Genomic DNA, 20,129 nt, shown 5'->3' on the forward strand with positions numbered 1-20,129 from the left:
ATAGCAACGTACTAATAGCGAAAATAAATAGGGGCGGGAATTTCATCGGGGTCGTTGAGGTGCTTATTATCCATACAAAGGCCCCGAAGAACAACATACCAAAGAGGAAATTTCTAATGTAGTACTGCTTAGATAATCCGCCAATACTCTTTTTAATAAAATTGTTCATATACACAGTCCATTGAGTTAAATCCATTTACAAAAAATGAATATAAATTATAGCGGGCACCAATCCCAGGTATTTTCTAACCCGCATCGGTGTTAAAGCATACGTTGCCGCTACTGCTTACCCCCACAATACGGTTGGAGTACGCTACTGCATAATAGAAGCCAGGGTCACAAGTGCCGCAGCCCCTAAATGTGCAATTTCGTCAATTCCGGTTGCCCCTCCCTCTTCTATACTTATCCTCCCCTTTGGGATTTACCTGTAGAGTGCCAAACTCGGACTCTTCGCCTGTTTATCGCTGCGACCCCTGTTATAATAGGCTATGCCTCAGCGGGTTACCGTTCGTCTGAAGGCAGGGGCGCGGGGTGTTTCGGGGGCGTCACGTCCCGCAGAGTCCCCGTGTTATTGGCTTTACCCCTCTCCCACCGGAAACTCCCAAAAAATACCCGTTTTTAAAAATGTCCGATCACCGATTTAATTTCGCTACTTTCAACAGTCACTTTGGCTTTGTTCACTATCCGTATAACTGTTCTTTCAGATACACCCGTGAGCCTTGCTGTATCCCTGATACTTTGGCCATTTTTGATGCGCAGCTCTATTATTTTCTCATGCAGAAGGCGATCTGCCTGTCGTCCCTTAAATTTCCCCGCCGCTTTGGCTTTGGTTATCCCCTCTTGCTGGCGCCGGCGTCGGTCACTGTAATCTTTCCGCGCAATAGCCGCTAACATATCCAGCATCATGCCATTGATGGCTGTCAGCATGGCCAGAGTAAACTCATCAGGTGCATTCAGAGTCAGTGCCTGATGACTTGTGGGTAGATCCAGGCTGACAACAACAAGCCTTTTTTCTTGGATAAGGTATTTTAGTTTTTGCCACCCTGCTTCATCCAGTCTCGATAATCGGTCAACTTGTTCGATAAGAATAATGTCACCCGGGGCGGCATCATCGAGTAACCGTAAAAGTTCTGGCCGCTGGAGTGACGCCCCTGACACATTTTCGGTGTACCAGCTGGCCATCCGAAAACCTTTCTCTTCAATAAAGGCTTTCATCCGGTTTTTGGCTCGGAGTGCGTCTTGTTCTTTCGTCGAGGCGCGGAGATAGCCGTGAATGTACATTTTTTGCCCATAAGTGACTTTTAGGTGATGATCATAATGTACATGACAGATAGGTGATGATCCAATGGGGAAATGACCATAATTTTAACTATGACATTAGGGTATACTTAAGTGCCATATACAATAATAAAATATCTTGCAATTTTGTCCGTTATAACGGACAATTTCATTAGTTAAGGGAAATGAGGGATGTTCGATGCCATATACGGCAAAGCGATACCAGGAAGAAAACGGCAAAGTGCCTTATACGGACTGGATAAAGAAGCTTAGAAAAAAAGACCCTCGCGCTGCGGTAAAAATTGATAACCGAATAGACCGCGCAGAATCTGGAAACTTCGGGGATCACAAATTTGAGCGAGATGGAGTTTGGGAATTAAGAATTGATTATGGGCCTGGTTATCGAGTGTATTATGCTTTTGATAATAAAGAGATTATACTCCTACTCATCGGCGGTGATAAGACTACACAGGATAAAGATTTAGATAAGGCCGTGACCTTTTGGCGAGATTATCAAGCGAGGTAAAATATGATCACAACCAATAATAAGAAATCTTCCGCGAAGGTAGTTGACCATAACGACGCGATGATCGCCGAGTTAAAAGAAAACCCATCTTACGCCGAGATTTATCTACAGACGGCATTTGAGGAAATTTACGAACCTGGCGGTATTCCTGCCTTTTTGACAGCGCTACGCCGCGTTATTGAAGCCCGAGGCGGATTGGGTGAGTTTTCCAAACAATCTGGTATATCACGGCAGCATCTTTATACATCTTTATCTGAGAATGGAAATCCGACTTTATCCCGTCTTGTTGAGATAACCCGAGCTGTCGGTGTTCGGTTATTCCACACTTCACAAACTAAGTAAATTAGCCCGCTAATGCGGGCTTACATTACATGCAGATTGACGCCTAAATGAAGCGTTGAGGAAGATGCAGTAGAGACTAGATGAAGTGATTCTCTGGTATCAAAAATGATAAATCAACGTATATGAGAGTATTTTTTACGGAGAGTCATCCGCTATCACTAGGGTATACTCTAAAAATATTAGTCTGATTGTCTGATGCTAAGATCCGACTTTATGGATAGTTAAAATAATTTAAAGTACCGTCCAAATAAGGGAGGTACTTTATTGTTTAGACATCTGAAAAAGTCTTCTTACACATGCAAAAAAAGCTGATATTTATTAAGAGTTACTCTAGTGGCACTTAATAAGGTTATGTCGCATTAAGAGCTTGTCAGGTAACATGCTGTTTTTTTTATGATGTTACCTGTCCATGCCTCTAATCCGAAAAGCCTTCAAACGCCTGCATTATCCCGTCGATATCATCGCCCAGTGTGTTCGCTGGTATCTGGCTTATGCCCTGAGCCTGCGTAATCTGGAGGAAATGATGGCAGAGCGCGGTATTGTCGTTGACCATTCCACGCTCCATCGCTGGGTCATCCGTCTGGTACCGTTGTTGGATAAGGCATTTCGCCGGCATAAGCGTGCCGTTGGACATCGGTGGCGCATGGACGAAACCTACATCAAAGTCAAAGGTCAGTGGAAATATCTGTACCGCGCGGTGGATAATGCCGGTCAAACCATCGACTTTTTGCTGACCGCCAAACGGGACGCAGCTGCCGCATTACGCTTCTTTCGCAAGGCCATTCGTCATCACGGCGAACCCAAGGTAGTGACCATCGATAAAAGTGGTGCCAACACAGCCGTGCTATCCACACTCAACGCAGACAAAACAGAAAATGAGACCATCACAGTCATACAGAGTAAATACCTGAACAACCTGATTGAACAGGACCACCGCAATATCAAACGACGAACAAGGGCTTTGTCGCATTAGTGACATGAAGTTGGCCAAAGTTGCGTTGTCGGTTATTTAGGCAGCCAGCAAATAGAATTGTTCCGCGAGTGACAATCCCTCACTTTGCGGATGTTGATATTGCCCTTTTCGTATCATGTTGCTCAGTTCGATGCCGGCCAGGATCGTTTTTGCCCGCCGAAACGATTTGAATCCCAGCATCGGTCGACTCCGACGTTTGATATTTCGGTGATCTTGCTCAATCAGGTTGTTCAGGTACTTACTTTGCCTGACGGTAATCGCTTCCTCATCGGGTTTGTCCGCGTTGAGCGTGGCCAAAGCTGCGGTGTTAGCCCCACTTTTATCGATAGTGACAACCTCGGGTTCGCCGTGATGGCGAATAGCCTTGCGAAAGAAGCGTAATGCGGCTGCAGAGTCCCGTTTGGCGGTCAGCAAAAAGTCGATGGTGTGACCTGCTGTATCGACCGCCCGATACAGATACTTCCACTGGCCTTTGATTTTGATGTAGGTTTCATCCATGCGCCACCGCCGACCTACTGTGCGCTTGTGTCGGCGAAAAACCTTATCTAACAACGGTACCAAGCGGATAACCCAACGATGCAGAGTGGAGTGGTCAACAAGAATACCGCGCTCTGCCATCATCTCTTCGAGGTTACGCAGGCTCAGGGCATAAGCGAGATACCAGCGAACACACTGAGCGATAACATCAGTGGGGTAATGCAGACGACGGAAGGCTTTTCGAATGAGAGACATGGGCAGGCAACATCGTAAAAAAACAGCATTTTACCTGACGACGCCTTAATGCGACAGAACCGCATTTTTAGTGACGGCGGGGAACAAATGCCCCCGCAACTTCAGAGGGCATGGGCATTAAAGAGAGTTACTGAGCATCTTTACCGTAATTCGGTGAACGCGGGCCATACAGAATGCCGTTAGGCGTTCCAGCCGTCAGCATTCGTGTACTGGTAACACCGGCAATATCATGGCTACGATCGGTGAGGGTATTGCTTATCTGTGTTACCGCCGCTTGCACCAGCATGCCGATGACACCAGCAGACGAGTTATCACCTTCATTGCTGGATGCAGTAGCACTGCCGCTCCACAATAATTTTCCGTTTCTCAAATCCACCAATTTGGCATTCGCGGTGACACGAGTATCGCTGGTGATGACCTGATAAGAGGTGCCATATTGCACCACGGTAATGTAAAGCACCGCATCTGCACCAAAGATTTTATGCAGTTTGGCTGGGCTGGCGGCACTGATGTCGCCCGCATTCGTCATGCCATTTTGCTTAAATGTCTCTTCCACGACGGCGACCGGCAACACGTAATAGCCTGCCTCAGAGAGTGGATAAGTGACCTGAGACAACATGCCATGGCTGGCAGAAACTTCTGGCGATTGGTTCTGTGGCAGCAGTACTAAAATACTCTTTGGTTTACTTTGCTTAAATGCAGAATAGTCCTGCTGTACCGGCTTGGCACAGCCGGTCAGTAACAGCGTTATCATGACAGCGCATATTGCGAAAATAGATTTCATTTAAATGCCCCTTTATCCTTGCTCATCAAGAAGTCCATAAACGGAGCAGACTCAGGGAATGCCGTTTTCTCGGTATTGAATTCAGCCATTGCTAAATCGGTATGCCCGGTATTGCCATACAGCATGCCCAAATGAGCATGTAAGCCCGGAGGGACGGGCATATTTTTCGCGCGTGACTTTTCAATATTTTCTTTTAAAGCTGCAATTTGCTGCTCAGGGCTGGCATCCGATTTATAGTAATCATAAATCGTTGTTTGGTAGTTATCCCAGTTATAAATAGGTTTCGGTGCTGTGGCACAACCCGCCAATACAGCTGCAGCTAGCAGCAAAGAGAGATTTTTCACTAATTTCATGTTGCAGTATCCATACCCGTGATTAAAAATTATTTTGCTATTAATGTTTATTTCGCTGGTTGCCATGCACCCGATTCGATGCCAGTAACCAGATTGTTGACCGCTTCACGGATAGCCAAGTCCAGTACTTTGCCATTCAAGGTTGAGTCGTAACTTGCTGTTCCGCCAAAACCGATCACTTCGCGGTTGGAGAGTTCATACTCGCCAGCACCTTGTGAAGAGAACACCACTTCAGAGGTTTTCACATTGACGATATTCAGATTCACTTTGGCATAGGCAATCTGAGATTTACCCCGACCCAAAATGCCAAATAGCTGACGATCGCCAGTCTCTTTGCGACCGAATTCGGTCACATCGCCGGTCACGACATAAGTCGCACCTTTCAATTGCTGACTTTGCCCTGAAATAGCTGCTTCTGTTTTCAGCTCTTCCATATTGGTGCGCTCTAATACGTTAAAGCGGTCCGTTTGCTGTAAGTGCGTCAGCAGAATAGTTTTTGACTGGCTCCCCAAGCGATCAACGCCATCGGAGAATATTCCGCTCATATAGCTTGAACGGTTGTCGAATTTACCCACAGAAATAGGGCTGCGAGGGCCGTTATATTGCGTGCCGTAAGAGGCGACTTTCGCCACTTCTAACGAGCGTGAGGACTCAGAGGCACATCCACTTAATAAGAATGCGGTTATTAACGTGGACGTTAATAATATTTTTTTCATCATAAAAGTACTATTCTCGATAAAAGATTGAGCAATTATATCGGGTACTCTTAGCAGACCGGTTATGGAGCGCTTAGGCTGCCAAAAGACTCAGAAGGTTAAACAGGTTAACTATCGGGTTTCTTTTTTATTAAAAATATCTATTAAATCAATATTATAATGGTTTTATCATTGTTATGCAAAGCCCATCTCCTACGTCAATGTGAGTTTATTGCACCATTACGATCAATCTATACTTTGTATCTGTCTATAAAAAAACTCACCAAAATCATTTGCTAGGGGCTTATCCTGACCCATGCTCAGGTTGGCAGATCCACCGCAATGCTGACACCACCGCTGGTACTGGTCTGCTTCGCATCATAGTTATCTCTGTCCTGCTGGCTTTGCCGCTGCACCGGGTGTGATTCGGTTGCAGCAGTGGGAAGTAGAAATTTCCAGAACTTGCTTCGCGATAAGACTTCGACATGGTGAAACTATTGCACAACCTTCAGGAGGTTATTCTCCACGATAGTTATAATGTTCAGGAACTTGGTAGCCTTTAGGGAAAGAAAACTCTTTTGTCTCTCTGATAAAAAAGTCAATATCTTCAACTGATTGATAAAAAATGCCATAAATAGACATCATAAAAACGGTTCTGTCGCATTAAGGCGTCGTCAGGTAAAATGCTGTTTTTTTACGATGTTGCCTGCCCATGTCTCTCATTCGAAAAGCCTTCCGTCGTCTGCATTACCCCACTGATGTTATCGCTCAGTGTGTTCGCTGGTATCTCGCTTATGCCCTGAGCCTGCGTAACCTCGAAGAGATGATGGCAGAGCGCGGTATTCTTGTTGACCACTCCACTCTGCATCGTTGGGTTATCCGCTTGGTACCGTTGTTAGATAAGGTTTTTCGCCGACACAAGCGCACAGTAGGTCGGCGGTGGCGCATGGATGAAACCTACATCAAAATCAAAGGCCAGTGGAAGTATCTGTATCGGGCGGTCGATACAGCAGGTCACACCATCGACTTTTTGCTGACCGCCAAACGGGACTCTGCAGCCGCATTACGCTTCTTTCGCAAGGCTATTCGCCATCACGGCGAACCCGAGGTTGTCACTATCGATAAAAGTGGGGCTAACACCGCAGCTTTGGCCACGCTCAACGCGGACAAACCCGATGAGGAAGCGATTACCGTCAGGCAAAGTAAGTACCTGAACAACCTGATTGAGCAAGATCACCGAAATATCAAACGTCGGAGTCGACCGATGCTGGGATTCAAATCGTTTCGGCGGGCAAAAACGATCCTGGCCGGCATCGAACTGAGCAACATGATACGAAAAGGGCAATATCAACATCCGCAAAGTGAGGGATTGTCACTCGCGGAACAATTCTATTTGCTGGCTGCCTAAATAACCGACAACGCAACTTTGGCCAACTTCATGTCACTAATGCGACAAAGCCTTACTCTTAGAAGTTATATTTAACGCCTAACATGACCGCCGTATCACTGTAGCCTTTGTTGCCCACTTGCTGACCAACATTGCCCCACAGATTCACTTGCTTATTGAGCTGCCCTTCAACACCCACTTTCAGTTCCGCAATATTGGCTGCGCCGTCTTGTTTCACGGTCACGCTATCCATTGTAGTACCAAAATCGTTGGTATTATGGACCCAGTTCGCTTCAACAAACGGCTGGAATACCCGGTCTTTGCCTTTGTCCTGGTCACTGTAGCCCTTCATAAACGCTTTCACGCCCAAACGGGTCTGGATATTGCCATCACCTTCACCTGACACATTCGTGCCGTTGGCTTCTTTATGGTCATCGGCTTTCACACCCATCCACGTCACTTGTGCTTTTGGCTGGATAAAGTACGTGGCGTTTTTAGCAGCATTCTCGCCCACTTTAAAGGTATAGCCACTCTCAACAGAAGCCGTTACCCCTTTGGACTTGTATTCTTCAGACGCTAAATCCTGACCCTCCACGGTGTTGTTAAACCAGCTGTACTGTGCCCAGCTGTCCACGTATAAGCCAGACTTGTCGGCATCATTGGCATACCAGGTACCGTAAATGCCGGTGCTGTAACCGTCAGTTGACCCTTTGGCGTTGTAACCCGACAAACTGGACACTGTGGTACTCTTGCTGTTGCCGTAACCGGCCATCAGGCCCAGATGGAAACGGTCCCTGTCGTTATTGCTCCATTGCGCAATATCGCCACCCAGTTGCACCACGTAACGGTTAGCCTGTGTGCGCAACTGACCCGAGGTATCACGGGAACGATTGTGCCCGCCTTCATTACGCAGCCACAGGCTGGTGACTTTCTGCTCGCCGGTCAGGGCATCAATGTACTGCGTTTCACCCAGGCGGTCATGCAGTGTAGTGACAAACATATTATTGACTGCCGCCAGGTTGGCGGTATAGCTGCCAGCTTCCGGACGTTGAAGCAGTGTTGGTGGTGTTGGTGTTGGTGTTGGTGTTGGTGTTGGTGTTATTACACTGGTCAGATACCAGTTGCTGGCATTTGTATCTGCACCGCGCACCAATAAGTAATCATAGGCACCCGCCACAATACGGCCATTTTTGACAAACTCCCCATCAGAAACACCGCTGACCTGTATTAACTCAATACCGTTGAGCGTTGCGGCACCACTGCCACCGAGGTTGTTCACTCCCACATACGTGGTTCCGGCAGTACTGCCGTTCACCACCAACTTATCGGTGACCGATGCATCATCAGCCAGCACGGTATTCAACAGCAGGCTGCCGCCATTCCCCACATAATCGCCGTTAATGATGGTGACATCGCCCGCGCGGCCGTTGTCCATGTTCAGGATACCGGTGCTGGCGTTGGTGAAGGTACCAACATTGTTGAATGTGGTGGTCTGCACCGGGTCAGTTACAGACCCGTTCGCGGCGATAAGGGTGCCGTTATTGACCAGGCTATTGCTGGCTGTCAGCGCGCCGAACTCATTGGTCCCACCTGCGGTGACCCAAGAGCCGCCGGCGTTGTTAATGACACGGTTGCCTTCATCGCTCAGTTGAACAGTCCCCTGCAACAGGCCACTGTTGGTGAGGGTTCCCTGTGCTCCGCTGGTCTGGATAGCGATATCTGAAGCGCTGCCTGATAAATTACGGACAGTCCCGGCGTTGGTGATATCGATTGGCGTGGTCGAATTGACGTCAATACCGGTAAGAGCGCCTTGCACCGTACTGCCGGTGTTCACCTCGACAGACACCGGTCCAAGGCCGGTGTTTATCGCCTGAATGCCTTGCATGCCTCTCCCTGTTACCGTGCCGGTCGTAGTAATCGATGTTACCCCCGCGCCGCTATTTTCAGCAAGAATACCAACGTTTCCGGAGACATCAGCGGCCTGAATGGTCAGGTCTGTACCGAGGTTTATGGCATAAATACCATAACCTGCAAAACCCTTAGAATCATAATCTTCTGTGCTTTTCACCATGCCGGTACTGGTGATGGACAGCGCGCCCGTGCCGTAGTTTGAGGCATTAATTCCGTAACTCCCGCCTAAAACATCGGTAGTCTGGATGGATAGGTCAGTGCCGACGTTTATGGCGTAAATACCACTACGATTCGGCCCACCAGTGCCGGTTACCGTACCGGTACTGGTGATGGACAGCGCGCCCGTGCCGTAGTTTGAGGCATTAATTGCGTAATTCCCTAAAACATCGGTAGTCTGGATGGATAGGTTAGTGCCGGCGTTTTCAGCGAAAATACCATACCCGTTTGTGCCGGTTACCGTGCCGGTGGTGGTAATGGACATCTCCCCCGTACCGTTATTGGTGGCATTAATGCCTGCACCTTCACCAAAGACATCGGCAGCCTCAATGGTCAGGTCCGTGCCAGCGTTCGTGGCATCAATGCCGTACGCATTTGTGCCGGTCGCCGTGCCGGTGCTGGTGATGGACAGCGCACCTGAACCACGGTTGTCAGCATTAATACCGAAATACAGTCCGAAGGTATCAGCGGCCTGTATGGTCAGGTCTGTGCCGGTATTGATAGTAAAAATACCAGATCCCTCCGTACCCGTTGCCGTGCCGGTGCTGGTGATTGACAACGCACCTGAACCACGGTTGTCAGCATAAATACCGAGAGTTCCGAAAACATCGGCAGCCCGTATGGTCAGATCCGTGCCGGTGCTGTTGTTAACAGCTTTAATACCGTAATCGGTTGTGCCAGTCACCGTGCCGTCGGTGGTAATGGATAGCATGCCAGACCCATTGTTTACACCAGTAATACCTGTACCTCCACCAAAGACCTCCGAGGCCTGGAGGATCAGGTCCGTGCCGAGGTTATCGTTGTTGTAGACATTAATACCGTCCCCGGTTCTGCCGGTTACCGCGCCGGTGGTAGTGAGGTACACAGATCCAGAGCCTTTGTTACTGGCGAGAATGCCGTACCGCTCTCCGGTGATGGTGGACCCATTGTCGTCGGTAAAGCTCAGACCGTCGGTCCCATTCAAATTAATCGCATATATATCGCTGGTAACGATGCCGAAGCCCGGTGCGGTGGTCACCAACAGCGGCGAACCATACAAGACCTGATTTATGTCAGTTCCACTATTCTGCACGCCCGAACAGGTATAAATACCGGCCGAGCCGGTACACGACCCGGCATGGGCCGTTCCTGCTATACTACAAAGGATGACTGTACTCAGGGTGCTCAGAAGAAATGTACGCCTGCGAGTATCGCGGGACGTCGGACTGCCGGTTGATTTCAACATTTAATTTATTTGTTCCTGTGGAAGGTATTGTTGCCTTTTATAAGGCCAACGGTATGGTTGTGGCAGGTGCTGCCAATAAAGACATCAACATCAATAATTAAAATAAATAATACATACAAAACCCTCAAAGAAGGCCCTCAATAACATCATCGAAAAAGAGTCCGAAATAGCTAATGCCGAACAAGCCGATGTTAGGGGGAAACTCATTAGAAATAATACCTTGGGAGGTCGTCCTTAGCTCAGTAATTCTATTGATTGGCTACGGGATAAGTATGGCTCAAGATGTTTCTATAAACAGTTAACAATAATATTGTGTTTGTGCGATACATTATTTTTATATCATATAGCGATAATTATTAACTTAATATAGGAATGCATCATCCATTTAGTAAGAAATTTCCGGTTCTGTCGAAAATCTGAAAGCTCAGTGATACTACGGACCAAGACATCCGAGTAAAGGTTGAATGATGCTCAGTTTTAAAGGTCGCCACTTTCCTAAAGATATCATTTTGATGGCTGTGCGGTGGAAGCTTGCCTACCCGCTCAGTTATCGTCATATAGAAGAGCTTCTGGAAGAGCGGGGCGCCACTGTAGACCATTCAACAGTGCAAAAATGGGTCGCCCATTATGCGCCGCAACTTGAGCATTCTTTCAGAAAAAGCAAGAGGCCTGTAGGGGTTTGAGGGCCAATGGGGCGAAAACCTACGCTAAGAAGGGCAATCTGCGATGTAAATTGGCTGGTTAATTTTTGGCTATATAAAATGACTGCTTAACGGCGTTTCTGGTTCCGTTACTCCCCAAACCCCAATACCGCGCTCTGCCATAATATCGACGGGATAATCTAGGCGACGGAAGACATTTCGGATCAATGGCATCTGCGTGTAACATCACAAAAAAACGCGTTTTAGCGTCAAAGGATATAGCTTTTAAGTTATCGCGCTTTCGGTGTCGCATTTAGGTTATCTCATTACCCCAAAATACCAGCCAAACACCGTATGAGGGCTGGCGGCGGGTAATCACTTCCAGCGACTCGACACCGCCGAAATTTCCGGCCCCATAAAATAGTGGATTGGCTGAAAGCAGTCTCATAGGGTAAAAAGCAAGACTCTGGGGCTAAACGCGTAGACGCTATATTATTGTCAATAAATCCCGGGCATCAATCATTGTAAGCATCGATGCCCTCTGAGCGGGATATAATCCGAGATAAAGTGTTCAACCAGTCTGAAACCCACTGAATATCCCAATATCCAAGAGATATTCCAGTGCCGAAAAACCATACATCATGACTGTAGCCTGGGTTCCAAGCCGGAACGGAACCCGCCAAAATGCCTAGAAGCTGTACTTGGCACCCAGCATGGCTGCCGTGTCACTGTAACCTTTGTTACCCACCTGCTGGCCAACATTGCCCCACAGACTCACTTGTTTGTTGAGTTGACCTTCAACACCCACTTTCAATTCTGCAATATTCGCCGCACCGGCTTGCTTCACGCTAACACCATCCATAATGGTTCCAATGTCCTGAGTATTATGGACCCAGTTCGCTTCAACAAACGGCTGGAATACCCGATCCTTGCCTTTGTCCTGGTCACTGTAACCGTTCATAAAGGCTTTCATCCCCAGACGGGTCTGGATATTGTCATTCCCTTCACCAGACACACGGGTGCCGTTGGCTTCCGTATGGTCATCGGCTTTCACCCCCATCCAGGTCACCTGTGCTTTCGGCTGAATAAAGTACGTGGCATTCTTCGCCGCATTTTCACCGACTTTGAAGGTATAACCACTCTCAACCGACGCTGTCCCTCCCTTGGATTTGTACTCTTCACTCGCCAACTCCTGACCCGTGACCGTGTTGTTGAACCAACTGTACTGAACCCAGCTGTCCACATACAGACCTGACTTATCGGCCTCGTTGGCATACCAGGTACCGTAGACACCGGTACTGTAACCGTCTACCGTCCCTTTGGCATTGTAACCAGACACGCTGGACACCGTGGTACTCTTGCTGTTGCCATAACCGGCCATCAACCCCAGATGGAAACGGTTCACCCCGTTATGACTCCACTGGGCAATGTCGCCCCCCAGTTGCACGACATAACGGTTTGCCTGTGTGCTCAACTGACCGTGGTCATCACGGAAACGGTTATGACCGCCTTCGTTACGCAGCCACAGGCTGGTGACTTTTTGCTCGCCCGTCAGGGCATCAATGTACTGGGTCTCCCCCAGACGATCATGCAGACGGGTAACAAACATATTGTTAGTTGCCGCCAGGTTGGCAGAATAAGCGCCCATTTCTGGTCGTTCAACAGGTTGGTTTGGACCAGGATTAGGACCAGGATCTATGTGATAATTGAACAAATACCAGTTCTTATAATTTGTTCCCTGACCCCGCTCTAACTGGTATTCATAAGCACCAGCAACGATACGCCCAGACTGAATAAATTCGCCGTTTGATACACCTTGGACTTGTATCACTTCAATACCGTTGACTGTCTGTGCGCCCATCCCCCCTGCATTGTTAATTTTTACGCGGCTACTGCCTGAAGTATCCCCCTCTACCACTAACTTATCGGTATCCGACGGGTCCCCCCCAAGTACCGTAGACATGTAGAGTGTGCCATTATTACCGATATAGTCTCCCGTAATGGTTAACTGACTGTTGTCACCGAAATAGACCCCACCCGAGTTCACCAGACTGGCTATCGTCTGGTGAAAACTGTTTAGGCCCAGAACACCGGGTGCATCAACAATATAATTTGAATTGGGACTAAAGGTGTTTTCCGCCCCTGCAGATAAATTACCCGCAATAATATGGGTTATGCCTGAATAGGTGTTGAGTCCGGTAAAAGTGGTACTCCCCTGGTAAATATCAACTTTTCCTGCCCCACTGATAACCGGAGAGAACAGGTAATTTGTGCTGGTGTGGTTAAAACTCAACGTACCGCTCCCAGAGCCAAAGGTAACCGTTGGCGTCTCAATAAAACCTGCCGTAGAGTCTCCCCCAGTACCGATACTCAACAAGCCTACAGCGTTTATGCCACTGGCGATAACCATACCCGTGGCTGACGATACCGTGCCATTATTTGCAACATACAGCGAGCCATCGACTGCGTTGGCGCTGGTCCCTAGCCCAATATTTAATAAACTGACCATCGACCAGAGGGAGCCTTGCCCAGACACCAGAGCAACACTTTTTCCTTCTGGATTGAGTTGAGCAATATTATTTGTAAAGGTAGGGTGAGTAGAGATAAGTTTCGCACCGTCTAGCACCATTAAAGATCCGTTACCGAATGTACCCACTGAGACAGTGGCCGCCTCAATAGTAGACCCGGCACCGGAGAGATAAACACTGCCGTTACTATTCCTCGATAATGAAGTATTGCCTTGACCTCCCCCAATACGCAAAACTGACGCAATCTTGACGGTGCCTCCGTCTGTTACATACAGTTCACCGTAGCCTAAGTGACCTACATTTATCCCCGGTGCAATACCAGTAGTTGATACGGAATTATTAATCAGTGAGGAGCCGGGGCCACGCACAATAACCACTCCTGAGCTCGTGGCACTGTCTCCTATCGTGAGTGGTTTTGTCGCACTGCTGTTAGCTATGGTAACGTTACCGCCGTTTTCGATAATCAATGTCCCGAGACCCGCGGCATTACTCGTAATCAACGAGTTGGTATTCAGGCTTGTCCCATCGCCAGTGACGGTTAATGAGCCCGACTGGCTCCCGCCAATGAGCACTGCTGATGTGCCAACCAGGTTGGTATCTACCACAGCGCCATTTCCAATCGTCAATGAGGCAGGGTTATTCACCCCAACCGTAATTTGCCCCTGACTCGTTGATGTATTAATGACATTACCCAGATCATCGAAAACAAGAGGTGCTGACAATCCAGCATTAGACAATAAAGACAGCGAACTCAACCCTAATATTAGTAATGTAGATATCGTTTTCTGTTGAGGTTTTTTCTCTTTCATCATATCAATGCCTTCTAAATTTTAACCTGAGCGTACCATCGGACTGCATGAGGGATTTCATGAGCAAATATACGTGCCACAGATGCAACAAAATTATTGCGCAATGCGGGATTTTCTGGATCTACTATAGTATGCAATTCTAGGTTCAGGAGTGTATCCAGGGGTTCGGGGTTGAGTAGACCTACCCAGTCGCCCAGGTAAGTCCCTCCTCAGAACCGGACGTGCCGAACTACCGCATCCGGCTCCCGACAGATCAGTGTCCCCACACATATTCAGCCAGATTTGAACATTGATCGGGTTTTCCATAACGACGGATAGCCCCGCATTTTTAGAATCAGACCTAGTTTTTCCCATGTCATACGACGGTGCCCACCCTTGCGGTTGAACCATCTGTAGATGATCCGTTTGCTCTGGTAGATGAATTGGGGTTCCGTGCACATTTCCTCCAAAAGCCCCACCTTCACGTCATATCACTTTGAATTTTCATGAGAAAGCTTTTCATTTTTAACATCGTTTTTTATTTTTCTTTTCAGCCGAAAGTAGGTCGCTCGAGAAACTCCTGTTTTTTCTGTCACACTGTTCACCGTTTCACCTTGCAAAATCAAGGTCAGAGCTGCCGGTGTCCGGGGATGAATTTTTCTTCCAAATTTTACGCCTGCTGCCAATGCTACTATTCTACCGTCATTAGTCCGTTCCAGGATGCGTTCACACTCAGCTTCTGCCACTGCAGCTAGGATCTGGATAACCATTTTCCCCATAGTACCTTCGGTACTGAGGCCATTCTCCAGGAAGCGGATTGCTATCCCTTTTTTGTAGCAGCCATCAACAACACGGATCATGTCAGCGGTGTTACGTCCAAGGCGATCCATTTTTGTGCAGATGATGACGTCATCTTTCTCTGCACGGGCCAACAAGCGCTGTAACCCCTCTCGCTCATCCGTTGCCCCCGTCATCATATCTGTAAAAATGCGATCCTCGCGGATACCAGCACTTTTCAGCTCCATAATCTGATGCGTCAATTTTTGATGGCTGGTTGATACCCGTGCATACCCCAGTAATGCCATTTTTGGTCTCACTTATCGTTTTTGATACTGCGTGGTATCATAATGCACGAAATGCGACTTTTGAAACCTACTTTCGAACTGTTTAGACAGGTATCAAATATCATAATATTTGAGATAATTAAAAGTAGACCAAAGTCATACTTATGCAAGGAACGCTGAATGCCTATCGATTTTTTGACCGAAGAGCAGAAACAAAATTATGGGCGTTATGCGGCAGAACCGAACGAGGTACAACTGTCTCGTTATTTTATTCTGGATGAAAATGACCTGACATTCATAGCACAACGGCGCGGGGACCAGAACCGTCTCGGTATAGCCCTTCAACTGACATCAGTCCGATTTTTAGGAGCGTTCCTGGCTGATTTGACTTTGGTTCCGCGCAATGTACAAACCTTTGTTGCCAGGCAGCTTTCAATCAGTCGGACTGAGATTCTGGCAGAATACGCCAAACGAGAACCAACCCGTTGGGAGCATTACGCTCAAATCAAAAAGTATTATCACTATCATGAATTCGGGGAGTTTCCGTGGACATTTAGGCTGAACCGGTTGTTGTATACCCGTGCATGGATTAGCAATGAACGCCCCAGCCTGATGTTCGATTTCGCTACTGCATGGCTGGTACAACATAAAATTTTATTACCAGGAGCCACAACACTCACCAGAGTGATCACCGAAATCCGCGAACGAGCGGCTAACCGGCTTTGGCAACGATTGCTGGTATTGCCCAATGATGAACAGAAACAGCAACTGGGTGAATTACTGAGCTTTAGTGAAGGTCAGAGAGTATCCATGTTTGAGCGACTGAAAAAAGGTCCTGTGACAATCAGTAGCCCTGCGTTTAATGATGCACTGGATCGTTATAACACATTGCACCAACTGGGTTTTCAGCAACTTGATTTTACAGGTCTTCCACCGGCTCAGCTAAAAAGTCTCGCCCGCTATGCCAATGTTACCTCGGTAAAAAAGATAGCTCGTATGCCCATGAAGAAACGTACAGCGATACTTATTGCCTTTGTTAAATCATTGGAGGTCACTGCGCTGGATGAAGCCATCGATGTTTTGGATATGCTGATCACTAATATTGCGGGAGAGGCTAAAAAAGCGGGGCAAAAGAAGCGGCTGAGGACGCTGAAGGATCTGGACCGCTCTTCGTTGATGCTAGCTAAAGCCTGTGCACTCCTGCTGGATGAGGTAACTGATGATGTGCACCTCCGAAAATCGATTTTTTCCTGCATTCCCAAAGAAAGACTGGCTGAGTCAGTCAAAATGGTCAACGAGCTGGCTCGGCCGGCAGACAATAATTTCCACGATGAAATGATTGAACAATATGGACGCGTTCGCCGTTTTCTGCCCAGAGTACTACGGGAGTTAACTTTTCGGGCTGCTCCGGCGGGAGAACATACCCTGGCAGCCTTTAACTATTTATCGTCACTAGGCACTTCAAGAAAGCACATACTTGACGACGCGCCAAAAAATATTATCACCGGTGCCTGGAAACGACTGGTCTTTGACGAAGAAGGCCGAGTGAGAAGACCTGGCTATTCACTATGCCTACTGGAACGGTTTCAGGATGCATTAAGGCGGCGGGATATTTACCTTGAGAATAGCGATCGTTGGGGTGATCCACGGTCAAAACTGTTACAAGGGGCAGAATGGCAAGCCCAACGCGTCCCTGTCTGTCGAGCATTAGGTCACCCTGTAAATGCTCGGCAGGCAACAGAAAAGCTGGCTCAGCAGTTAGATTTTGCCTGGAAAACGGTAGCTGATGGTTTTAATGATAATGCGTCAGTTCATATTGACCACGCAGGGAAACATCCTACGCTGACTATCAGCAGCCTTGAGAAACTGGATGAACCACCCAGCCTGATAGCTCTCAACAGGCAAGTCAGACGTCTTTTACCCTTGGTGGATCTGACGGAGCTATTGCTGGAAATCAATGCTCATACAGGATTTGCCGAAGAGTTTACTCATGTCAGCGAGTCCAATGCGCGAGCGAAAGACCTGCATATCAGCATTTGTGCCGTATTACTGTCAGAAGCCTGCAATATTGGCTTTGAACCATTGATTAAGCACAATATTCCATCATTAACCCGGCATCGCCTGAGCTGGGTTAAACAAAATTATTTTCGGGCCGAAACGCTTATCAAAGCTAATGCCCGCCTGGTTGATTATCAGGCTACCTTGAGCCTGGCACAGCGATGGGGTGGTGGAGAAGTTGCTTCTGCTGACGGTATGCGTTTTGTTACGCCAGTAAAAACGATTAACGCCGGACCCAATCGAAAATACTTTGGCTCCAATCGGGGAATTACCTGGTACAACTTTATTTCCGATCAGTTTTCTGGTTTTCACGGCATTGTTGTACCGGGCACCTTGAGGGACTCAATCTTTGTTCTGGAGGGTTTACTTGAACAACAAACGGGGTTGAATCCACAGGAAATTATGACTGATACAGCAGGTTCCAGCGATTTGATATTCGGTCTGTTCTGGCTGTTGGGATACCAGTTTTCTCCCCGTCTGGCGGACGCCGGAGATGCCGTTTTCTGGCGAGTTGATAAAAATGCTAATTACGGCCCTCTCAATGAACTGGCCCGTGGTTGCATTAATCTGGCACTGATTGAGGCTAACTGGGACGATATGATGCGGATTGCAGGCTCTCTTAAGCTGGGTACTGTACAAGCATCAGAGTTAATCCGTAGTTTATTGAAGAGCACGCGTCCGTCCAGTCTGGCACAGGCCATCATTGAAGCGGGGCGAATAAATAAAACGCTGTATCTATTGAATTATATTGATGATGAAGATTACCGTCGCCGAATACTAACGCAACTAAACCGGGGTGAAGGAAGACATAGTGTGGCTCGCGCCATTTGTCATGGCCAACGTGGCGAAATCAGAAAGCGCTATCGCGAAGGGCAAGAGGATCAACTGGGATCGTTGGGACTGGTAACAAATGCTACTGTTTTATGGAATACGCTGTATATGCAGGAAGCCCTTGGACATATTAATACTGATAGCCAGCCTACTGAAATTAATGAAGAAGATATATCCAGATTATCACCATTGATGCATGGCCATATCAATATGTTAGGTCATTACTCATTCACCTTGTCTGAAAATGTGATGAAAGGTGAGCTAAGACCGTTAAATCAACAGGTTAACGAATATATAGACGCTTAGCGTAGGTTTTCGCCCCATTGGACCTCAAACCCCGATAAGAATAATATTTGCGATTAAGCAGCATATGAAATATAAAACTGCCAATATGTCATAGCCTAGACCTCCATATCCTCTCGTGTGCTTCGTATAATGGTGGCTTACTTCACCCAACTTAAAGAAAGTAACTTGTCAGAACGGTGATGAACAATATCGGCAAGATTAAAATGAGTATGAGCGAGAGTCTTTTTCTTGGTTTTAAAAATTCTTGTACTTTAGGTTTTTGATGAAATTTATTTAACTCTTCATTCGTATACGGATTTTTTAATGAATAAAGTTTATAGCGGCAAATCTCAACCAAAAATAGTATAGCGATAACGGCAAGAATAATAATCCCGCCTAATGATGTGTTTATCCAATTCATTTTGAAACCTCGTTATCAAGAGCGTTAAGTTCTTCAATAAATCGCTCAGTCTTAAGTTTAAGCAGCCCTACAGTATTACCATCACTTTTGAAAAAATAGTCATGGAACAAATTGGCATATGACACCGCCGGTAGCATAGAGTACATCACGTTTTCTACCCGATACCTCTGTTCTACAGTGAGTCCCTCTATCTTGATATAGTTACTAAGGTATTTCTTTATCTGACATGCCGTATTGTTTAACTTCAATATATCAGTCTGTGTGTTGTTTGTTTCAAATTCAGAAATAATACCCTGCAAGTGAAAGGCAACCCCATAAAGTAATGCTATCATGGTTTCTTCCATTTCTTGGGCTGTCTGTACTTGTGACTGAATAATGAAAGGGAGGGTACTGTGCTGGTCAATGTACTGATACAGTCCCGTCACGGCGGTTGTGACAGGAATTTCAAGCAAGGCCAGTTTTTTATCCACCCTCATTTTTAATTCTTCATCTATTTTATAGTTTACGGATACTTTAGCCATTAATTACCTACTAAATAACTGTATAATGAAGTGATTAAAATAATCAATAAAATGACAGTCATCACTAAAATGGAAAAATGAGAAGTAAAATTGGAATTATCATCATATTCAAAATGAATCATAATAAAGGCATTGGTGAATATCACAATAGCCATTAATAATACAGTAAATAATTTTATATTATTAAAATAACCCGCCAGTCTATCCGATTTTACTTTCTCGCATTTATCAATGCAGCCCAAAGCCCAAAAAAAGGTGATGATTAAGCTGATACTTATTATCGCTGAAATGACCGCAACCTGTTTTGGGTTGTAATCAGCTAGCACGGCAGACGCCCTATATAAACCATACAAAAAAGACCCCAAGACAAAAATAACTACCCCCCCTTTTACAAATCGCTTGGATTCTTCAATGCCTATTTCAACCGCCTTATTAAGATCTTTCATTTTTCCCTCTCTTCGTAGCGTCCGTTAATTCATTGCATTGAATGTAGCGTTACCTTTGTCGTTACGCAAGCGCTTTCTCTCTTTTCTGCTGACTTGGCTTTATCCTCAAAGTGCCAAATAACAT

15 protein-coding genes and 4 pseudogenes are annotated in these 20,129 nt (G+C 46.8%); 6 read left to right on the forward strand and 13 right to left on the reverse strand.

From position 1 onward, the window contains the following. Positions 1-618 precede the first annotated feature (618 nt). A complete protein-coding gene (locus tag V2A84_RS00005; RefSeq protein WP_420073677.1) occupies positions 619-1,281 on the reverse strand; it encodes a recombinase family protein in 663 nt (220 codons plus the stop codon). 196 nt (positions 1,282-1,477) lie between these two features. On the opposite strand from V2A84_RS00005, the gene V2A84_RS00010 reads away from it, so the two are divergent. The 3 genes and pseudogenes from V2A84_RS00010 to V2A84_RS00020 all read left to right on the forward strand — a co-directional run. Next, positions 1,478-1,804 carry a type II toxin-antitoxin system RelE/ParE family toxin gene (locus tag V2A84_RS00010; protein WP_442848461.1) on the forward strand — a complete coding sequence of 109 codons (327 nt, stop codon included), beginning with the start codon at positions 1,478-1,480 and terminating at the stop codon, positions 1,802-1,804. A gap of 3 nt (positions 1,805-1,807) precedes the next feature. Continuing rightward, positions 1,808-2,146: a helix-turn-helix domain-containing transcriptional regulator gene (locus V2A84_RS00015; RefSeq protein ID WP_050288233.1), complete on the forward strand. Its 339-nt coding sequence runs from the start codon at positions 1,808-1,810 to the stop codon at positions 2,144-2,146. A gap of 409 nt (positions 2,147-2,555) precedes the next feature. After that, a pseudogene (locus tag V2A84_RS00020) lies at positions 2,556-3,110 on the forward strand (IS6 family transposase); the annotation flags it as partial. Positions 3,111-3,155: 45 nt separating this feature from the next. Here V2A84_RS00020 and V2A84_RS00025 read toward each other — a convergent pair. The 5 genes and pseudogenes from V2A84_RS00025 to V2A84_RS00045 form a co-directional block, all read right to left on the reverse strand. Then, a complete protein-coding gene (locus V2A84_RS00025; protein ID WP_442821523.1) occupies positions 3,156-3,851 on the reverse strand; it encodes an IS6 family transposase in 696 nt (231 codons plus the stop codon). A gap of 127 nt (positions 3,852-3,978) precedes the next feature. Then, the gene (locus V2A84_RS00030; RefSeq protein ID WP_442821474.1) at positions 3,979-4,635 is read right to left on the reverse strand and encodes a DUF799 domain-containing protein; all 657 of its coding nucleotides are present in this window, start codon (positions 4,633-4,635) and stop codon (positions 3,979-3,981) included. After that, the gene (locus V2A84_RS00035) at positions 4,632-4,988 is read right to left on the reverse strand and encodes a DUF4810 domain-containing protein (RefSeq protein WP_050135832.1); all 357 of its coding nucleotides are present in this window, start codon (positions 4,986-4,988) and stop codon (positions 4,632-4,634) included. The genes V2A84_RS00030 and V2A84_RS00035 overlap by 4 nt, the downstream gene beginning before the upstream one ends. Before the next feature lie 47 nt (positions 4,989-5,035). Then, positions 5,036-5,707, reverse strand: coding sequence for a CsgG/HfaB family protein (locus V2A84_RS00040; protein WP_442821473.1), 672 nt, complete (start codon positions 5,705-5,707; stop codon positions 5,036-5,038). Between the two features lie 492 nt (positions 5,708-6,199). Further along, a pseudogene (locus V2A84_RS00045) lies at positions 6,200-6,343 on the reverse strand (adhesin); the annotation flags it as partial. Between the two features lie 52 nt (positions 6,344-6,395). Here V2A84_RS00045 and V2A84_RS00050 point away from each other — a divergent pair. Beyond that, the gene (locus V2A84_RS00050; RefSeq protein ID WP_442821523.1) at positions 6,396-7,091 is read left to right on the forward strand and encodes an IS6 family transposase; all 696 of its coding nucleotides are present in this window, start codon (positions 6,396-6,398) and stop codon (positions 7,089-7,091) included. Between the two features lie 58 nt (positions 7,092-7,149). Here V2A84_RS00050 and V2A84_RS00055 read toward each other — a convergent pair whose 3' ends face one another. Further along, positions 7,150-10,422: an autotransporter outer membrane beta-barrel domain-containing protein gene (locus tag V2A84_RS00055; protein ID WP_442848462.1), complete on the reverse strand. Its 3,273-nt coding sequence runs from the start codon at positions 10,420-10,422 to the stop codon at positions 7,150-7,152. 464 nt (positions 10,423-10,886) lie between these two features. Here V2A84_RS00055 and V2A84_RS00060 point away from each other — a divergent pair. Next, positions 10,887-11,096: pseudogene (locus V2A84_RS00060) on the forward strand (IS6 family transposase); the annotation flags it as partial. 280 nt (positions 11,097-11,376) lie between these two features. On the opposite strand, the gene V2A84_RS00065 reads toward V2A84_RS00060, so the two are convergent. The 4 genes and pseudogenes from V2A84_RS00065 to V2A84_RS00080 form a co-directional block, all read right to left on the reverse strand. Then, a complete protein-coding gene (locus V2A84_RS00065) occupies positions 11,377-11,511 on the reverse strand; it encodes a hypothetical protein (RefSeq protein ID WP_442821496.1) in 135 nt (44 codons plus the stop codon). Between the two features lie 240 nt (positions 11,512-11,751). Beyond that, positions 11,752-14,403 (reverse strand): autotransporter outer membrane beta-barrel domain-containing protein, encoded by a 2,652-nt coding sequence (locus V2A84_RS00070; RefSeq protein ID WP_442821495.1) that lies wholly within the window; start codon positions 14,401-14,403, stop codon positions 11,752-11,754. 269 nt (positions 14,404-14,672) lie between these two features. Beyond that, positions 14,673-14,825 (reverse strand): annotated as a pseudogene (locus V2A84_RS00075) (group II intron reverse transcriptase/maturase); the annotation flags it as partial. A 45-nt stretch (positions 14,826-14,870) separates the two neighbouring features. Then, complete coding sequence (locus V2A84_RS00080; RefSeq protein ID WP_442821494.1) at positions 14,871-15,464, reverse strand: recombinase family protein; 594 nt, start codon at positions 15,462-15,464, stop codon at positions 14,871-14,873. Between the two features lie 159 nt (positions 15,465-15,623). Here V2A84_RS00080 and V2A84_RS00085 point away from each other — a divergent pair, with 159 nt between their 5' ends. Continuing rightward, positions 15,624-18,638 (forward strand): Tn3 family transposase, encoded by a 3,015-nt coding sequence (locus tag V2A84_RS00085; protein ID WP_442848463.1) that lies wholly within the window; start codon positions 15,624-15,626, stop codon positions 18,636-18,638. A gap of 396 nt (positions 18,639-19,034) precedes the next feature. Here V2A84_RS00085 and V2A84_RS00090 read toward each other — a convergent pair whose 3' ends face one another. Continuing rightward, positions 19,035-19,559 carry a hypothetical protein gene (locus tag V2A84_RS00090; RefSeq protein ID WP_145495145.1) on the reverse strand — a complete coding sequence of 175 codons (525 nt, stop codon included), beginning with the start codon at positions 19,557-19,559 and terminating at the stop codon, positions 19,035-19,037. After that, on the reverse strand, positions 19,559-20,005 hold the full coding sequence (locus V2A84_RS00095; protein ID WP_145507596.1) for a hypothetical protein: 447 nt from the start codon (positions 20,003-20,005) through the stop codon (positions 19,559-19,561). The genes V2A84_RS00090 and V2A84_RS00095 overlap by 1 nt, the downstream gene beginning before the upstream one ends. Positions 20,006-20,129 lie beyond the last annotated feature (124 nt).

This window comes from Yersinia sp. 2553 StPb PI (assembly GCF_052217105.1).
GTDB lineage: Bacteria > Pseudomonadota > Gammaproteobacteria > Enterobacterales > Enterobacteriaceae > Yersinia > Yersinia enterocolitica_E.

Coding starts and splice junctions, on each gene's coding strand:
- V2A84_RS00005 (WP_420073677.1), bottom strand. CDS start 1,281: ATGTACATTCACGGCTATCTCCGCGCCTCGACGAAAGAACAAGACGCA.
- V2A84_RS00010 (WP_442848461.1), top strand. CDS start 1,478: ATGCCATATACGGCAAAGCGATACCAGGAAGAAAACGGCAAAGTGCCT.
- V2A84_RS00015 (WP_050288233.1), top strand. CDS start 1,808: ATGATCACAACCAATAATAAGAAATCTTCCGCGAAGGTAGTTGACCAT.
- V2A84_RS00025 (WP_442821523.1), bottom strand. CDS start 3,851: ATGTCTCTCATTCGAAAAGCCTTCCGTCGTCTGCATTACCCCACTGAT.
- V2A84_RS00030 (WP_442821474.1), bottom strand. CDS start 4,635: ATGAAATCTATTTTCGCAATATGCGCTGTCATGATAACGCTGTTACTG.
- V2A84_RS00035 (WP_050135832.1), bottom strand. CDS start 4,988: ATGAAATTAGTGAAAAATCTCTCTTTGCTGCTAGCTGCAGCTGTATTG.
- V2A84_RS00040 (WP_442821473.1), bottom strand. CDS start 5,707: ATGATGAAAAAAATATTATTAACGTCCACGTTAATAACCGCATTCTTA.
- V2A84_RS00050 (WP_442821523.1), top strand. CDS start 6,396: ATGTCTCTCATTCGAAAAGCCTTCCGTCGTCTGCATTACCCCACTGAT.
- V2A84_RS00055 (WP_442848462.1), bottom strand. CDS start 10,422: ATGTTGAAATCAACCGGCAGTCCGACGTCCCGCGATACTCGCAGGCGT.
- V2A84_RS00065 (WP_442821496.1), bottom strand. CDS start 11,511: ATGAGACTGCTTTCAGCCAATCCACTATTTTATGGGGCCGGAAATTTC.
- V2A84_RS00070 (WP_442821495.1), bottom strand. CDS start 14,403: ATGATGAAAGAGAAAAAACCTCAACAGAAAACGATATCTACATTACTA.
- V2A84_RS00080 (WP_442821494.1), bottom strand. CDS start 15,464: ATGGCATTACTGGGGTATGCACGGGTATCAACCAGCCATCAAAAATTG.
- V2A84_RS00085 (WP_442848463.1), top strand. CDS start 15,624: ATGCCTATCGATTTTTTGACCGAAGAGCAGAAACAAAATTATGGGCGT.
- V2A84_RS00090 (WP_145495145.1), bottom strand. CDS start 19,559: ATGGCTAAAGTATCCGTAAACTATAAAATAGATGAAGAATTAAAAATG.
- V2A84_RS00095 (WP_145507596.1), bottom strand. CDS start 20,005: ATGAAAGATCTTAATAAGGCGGTTGAAATAGGCATTGAAGAATCCAAG.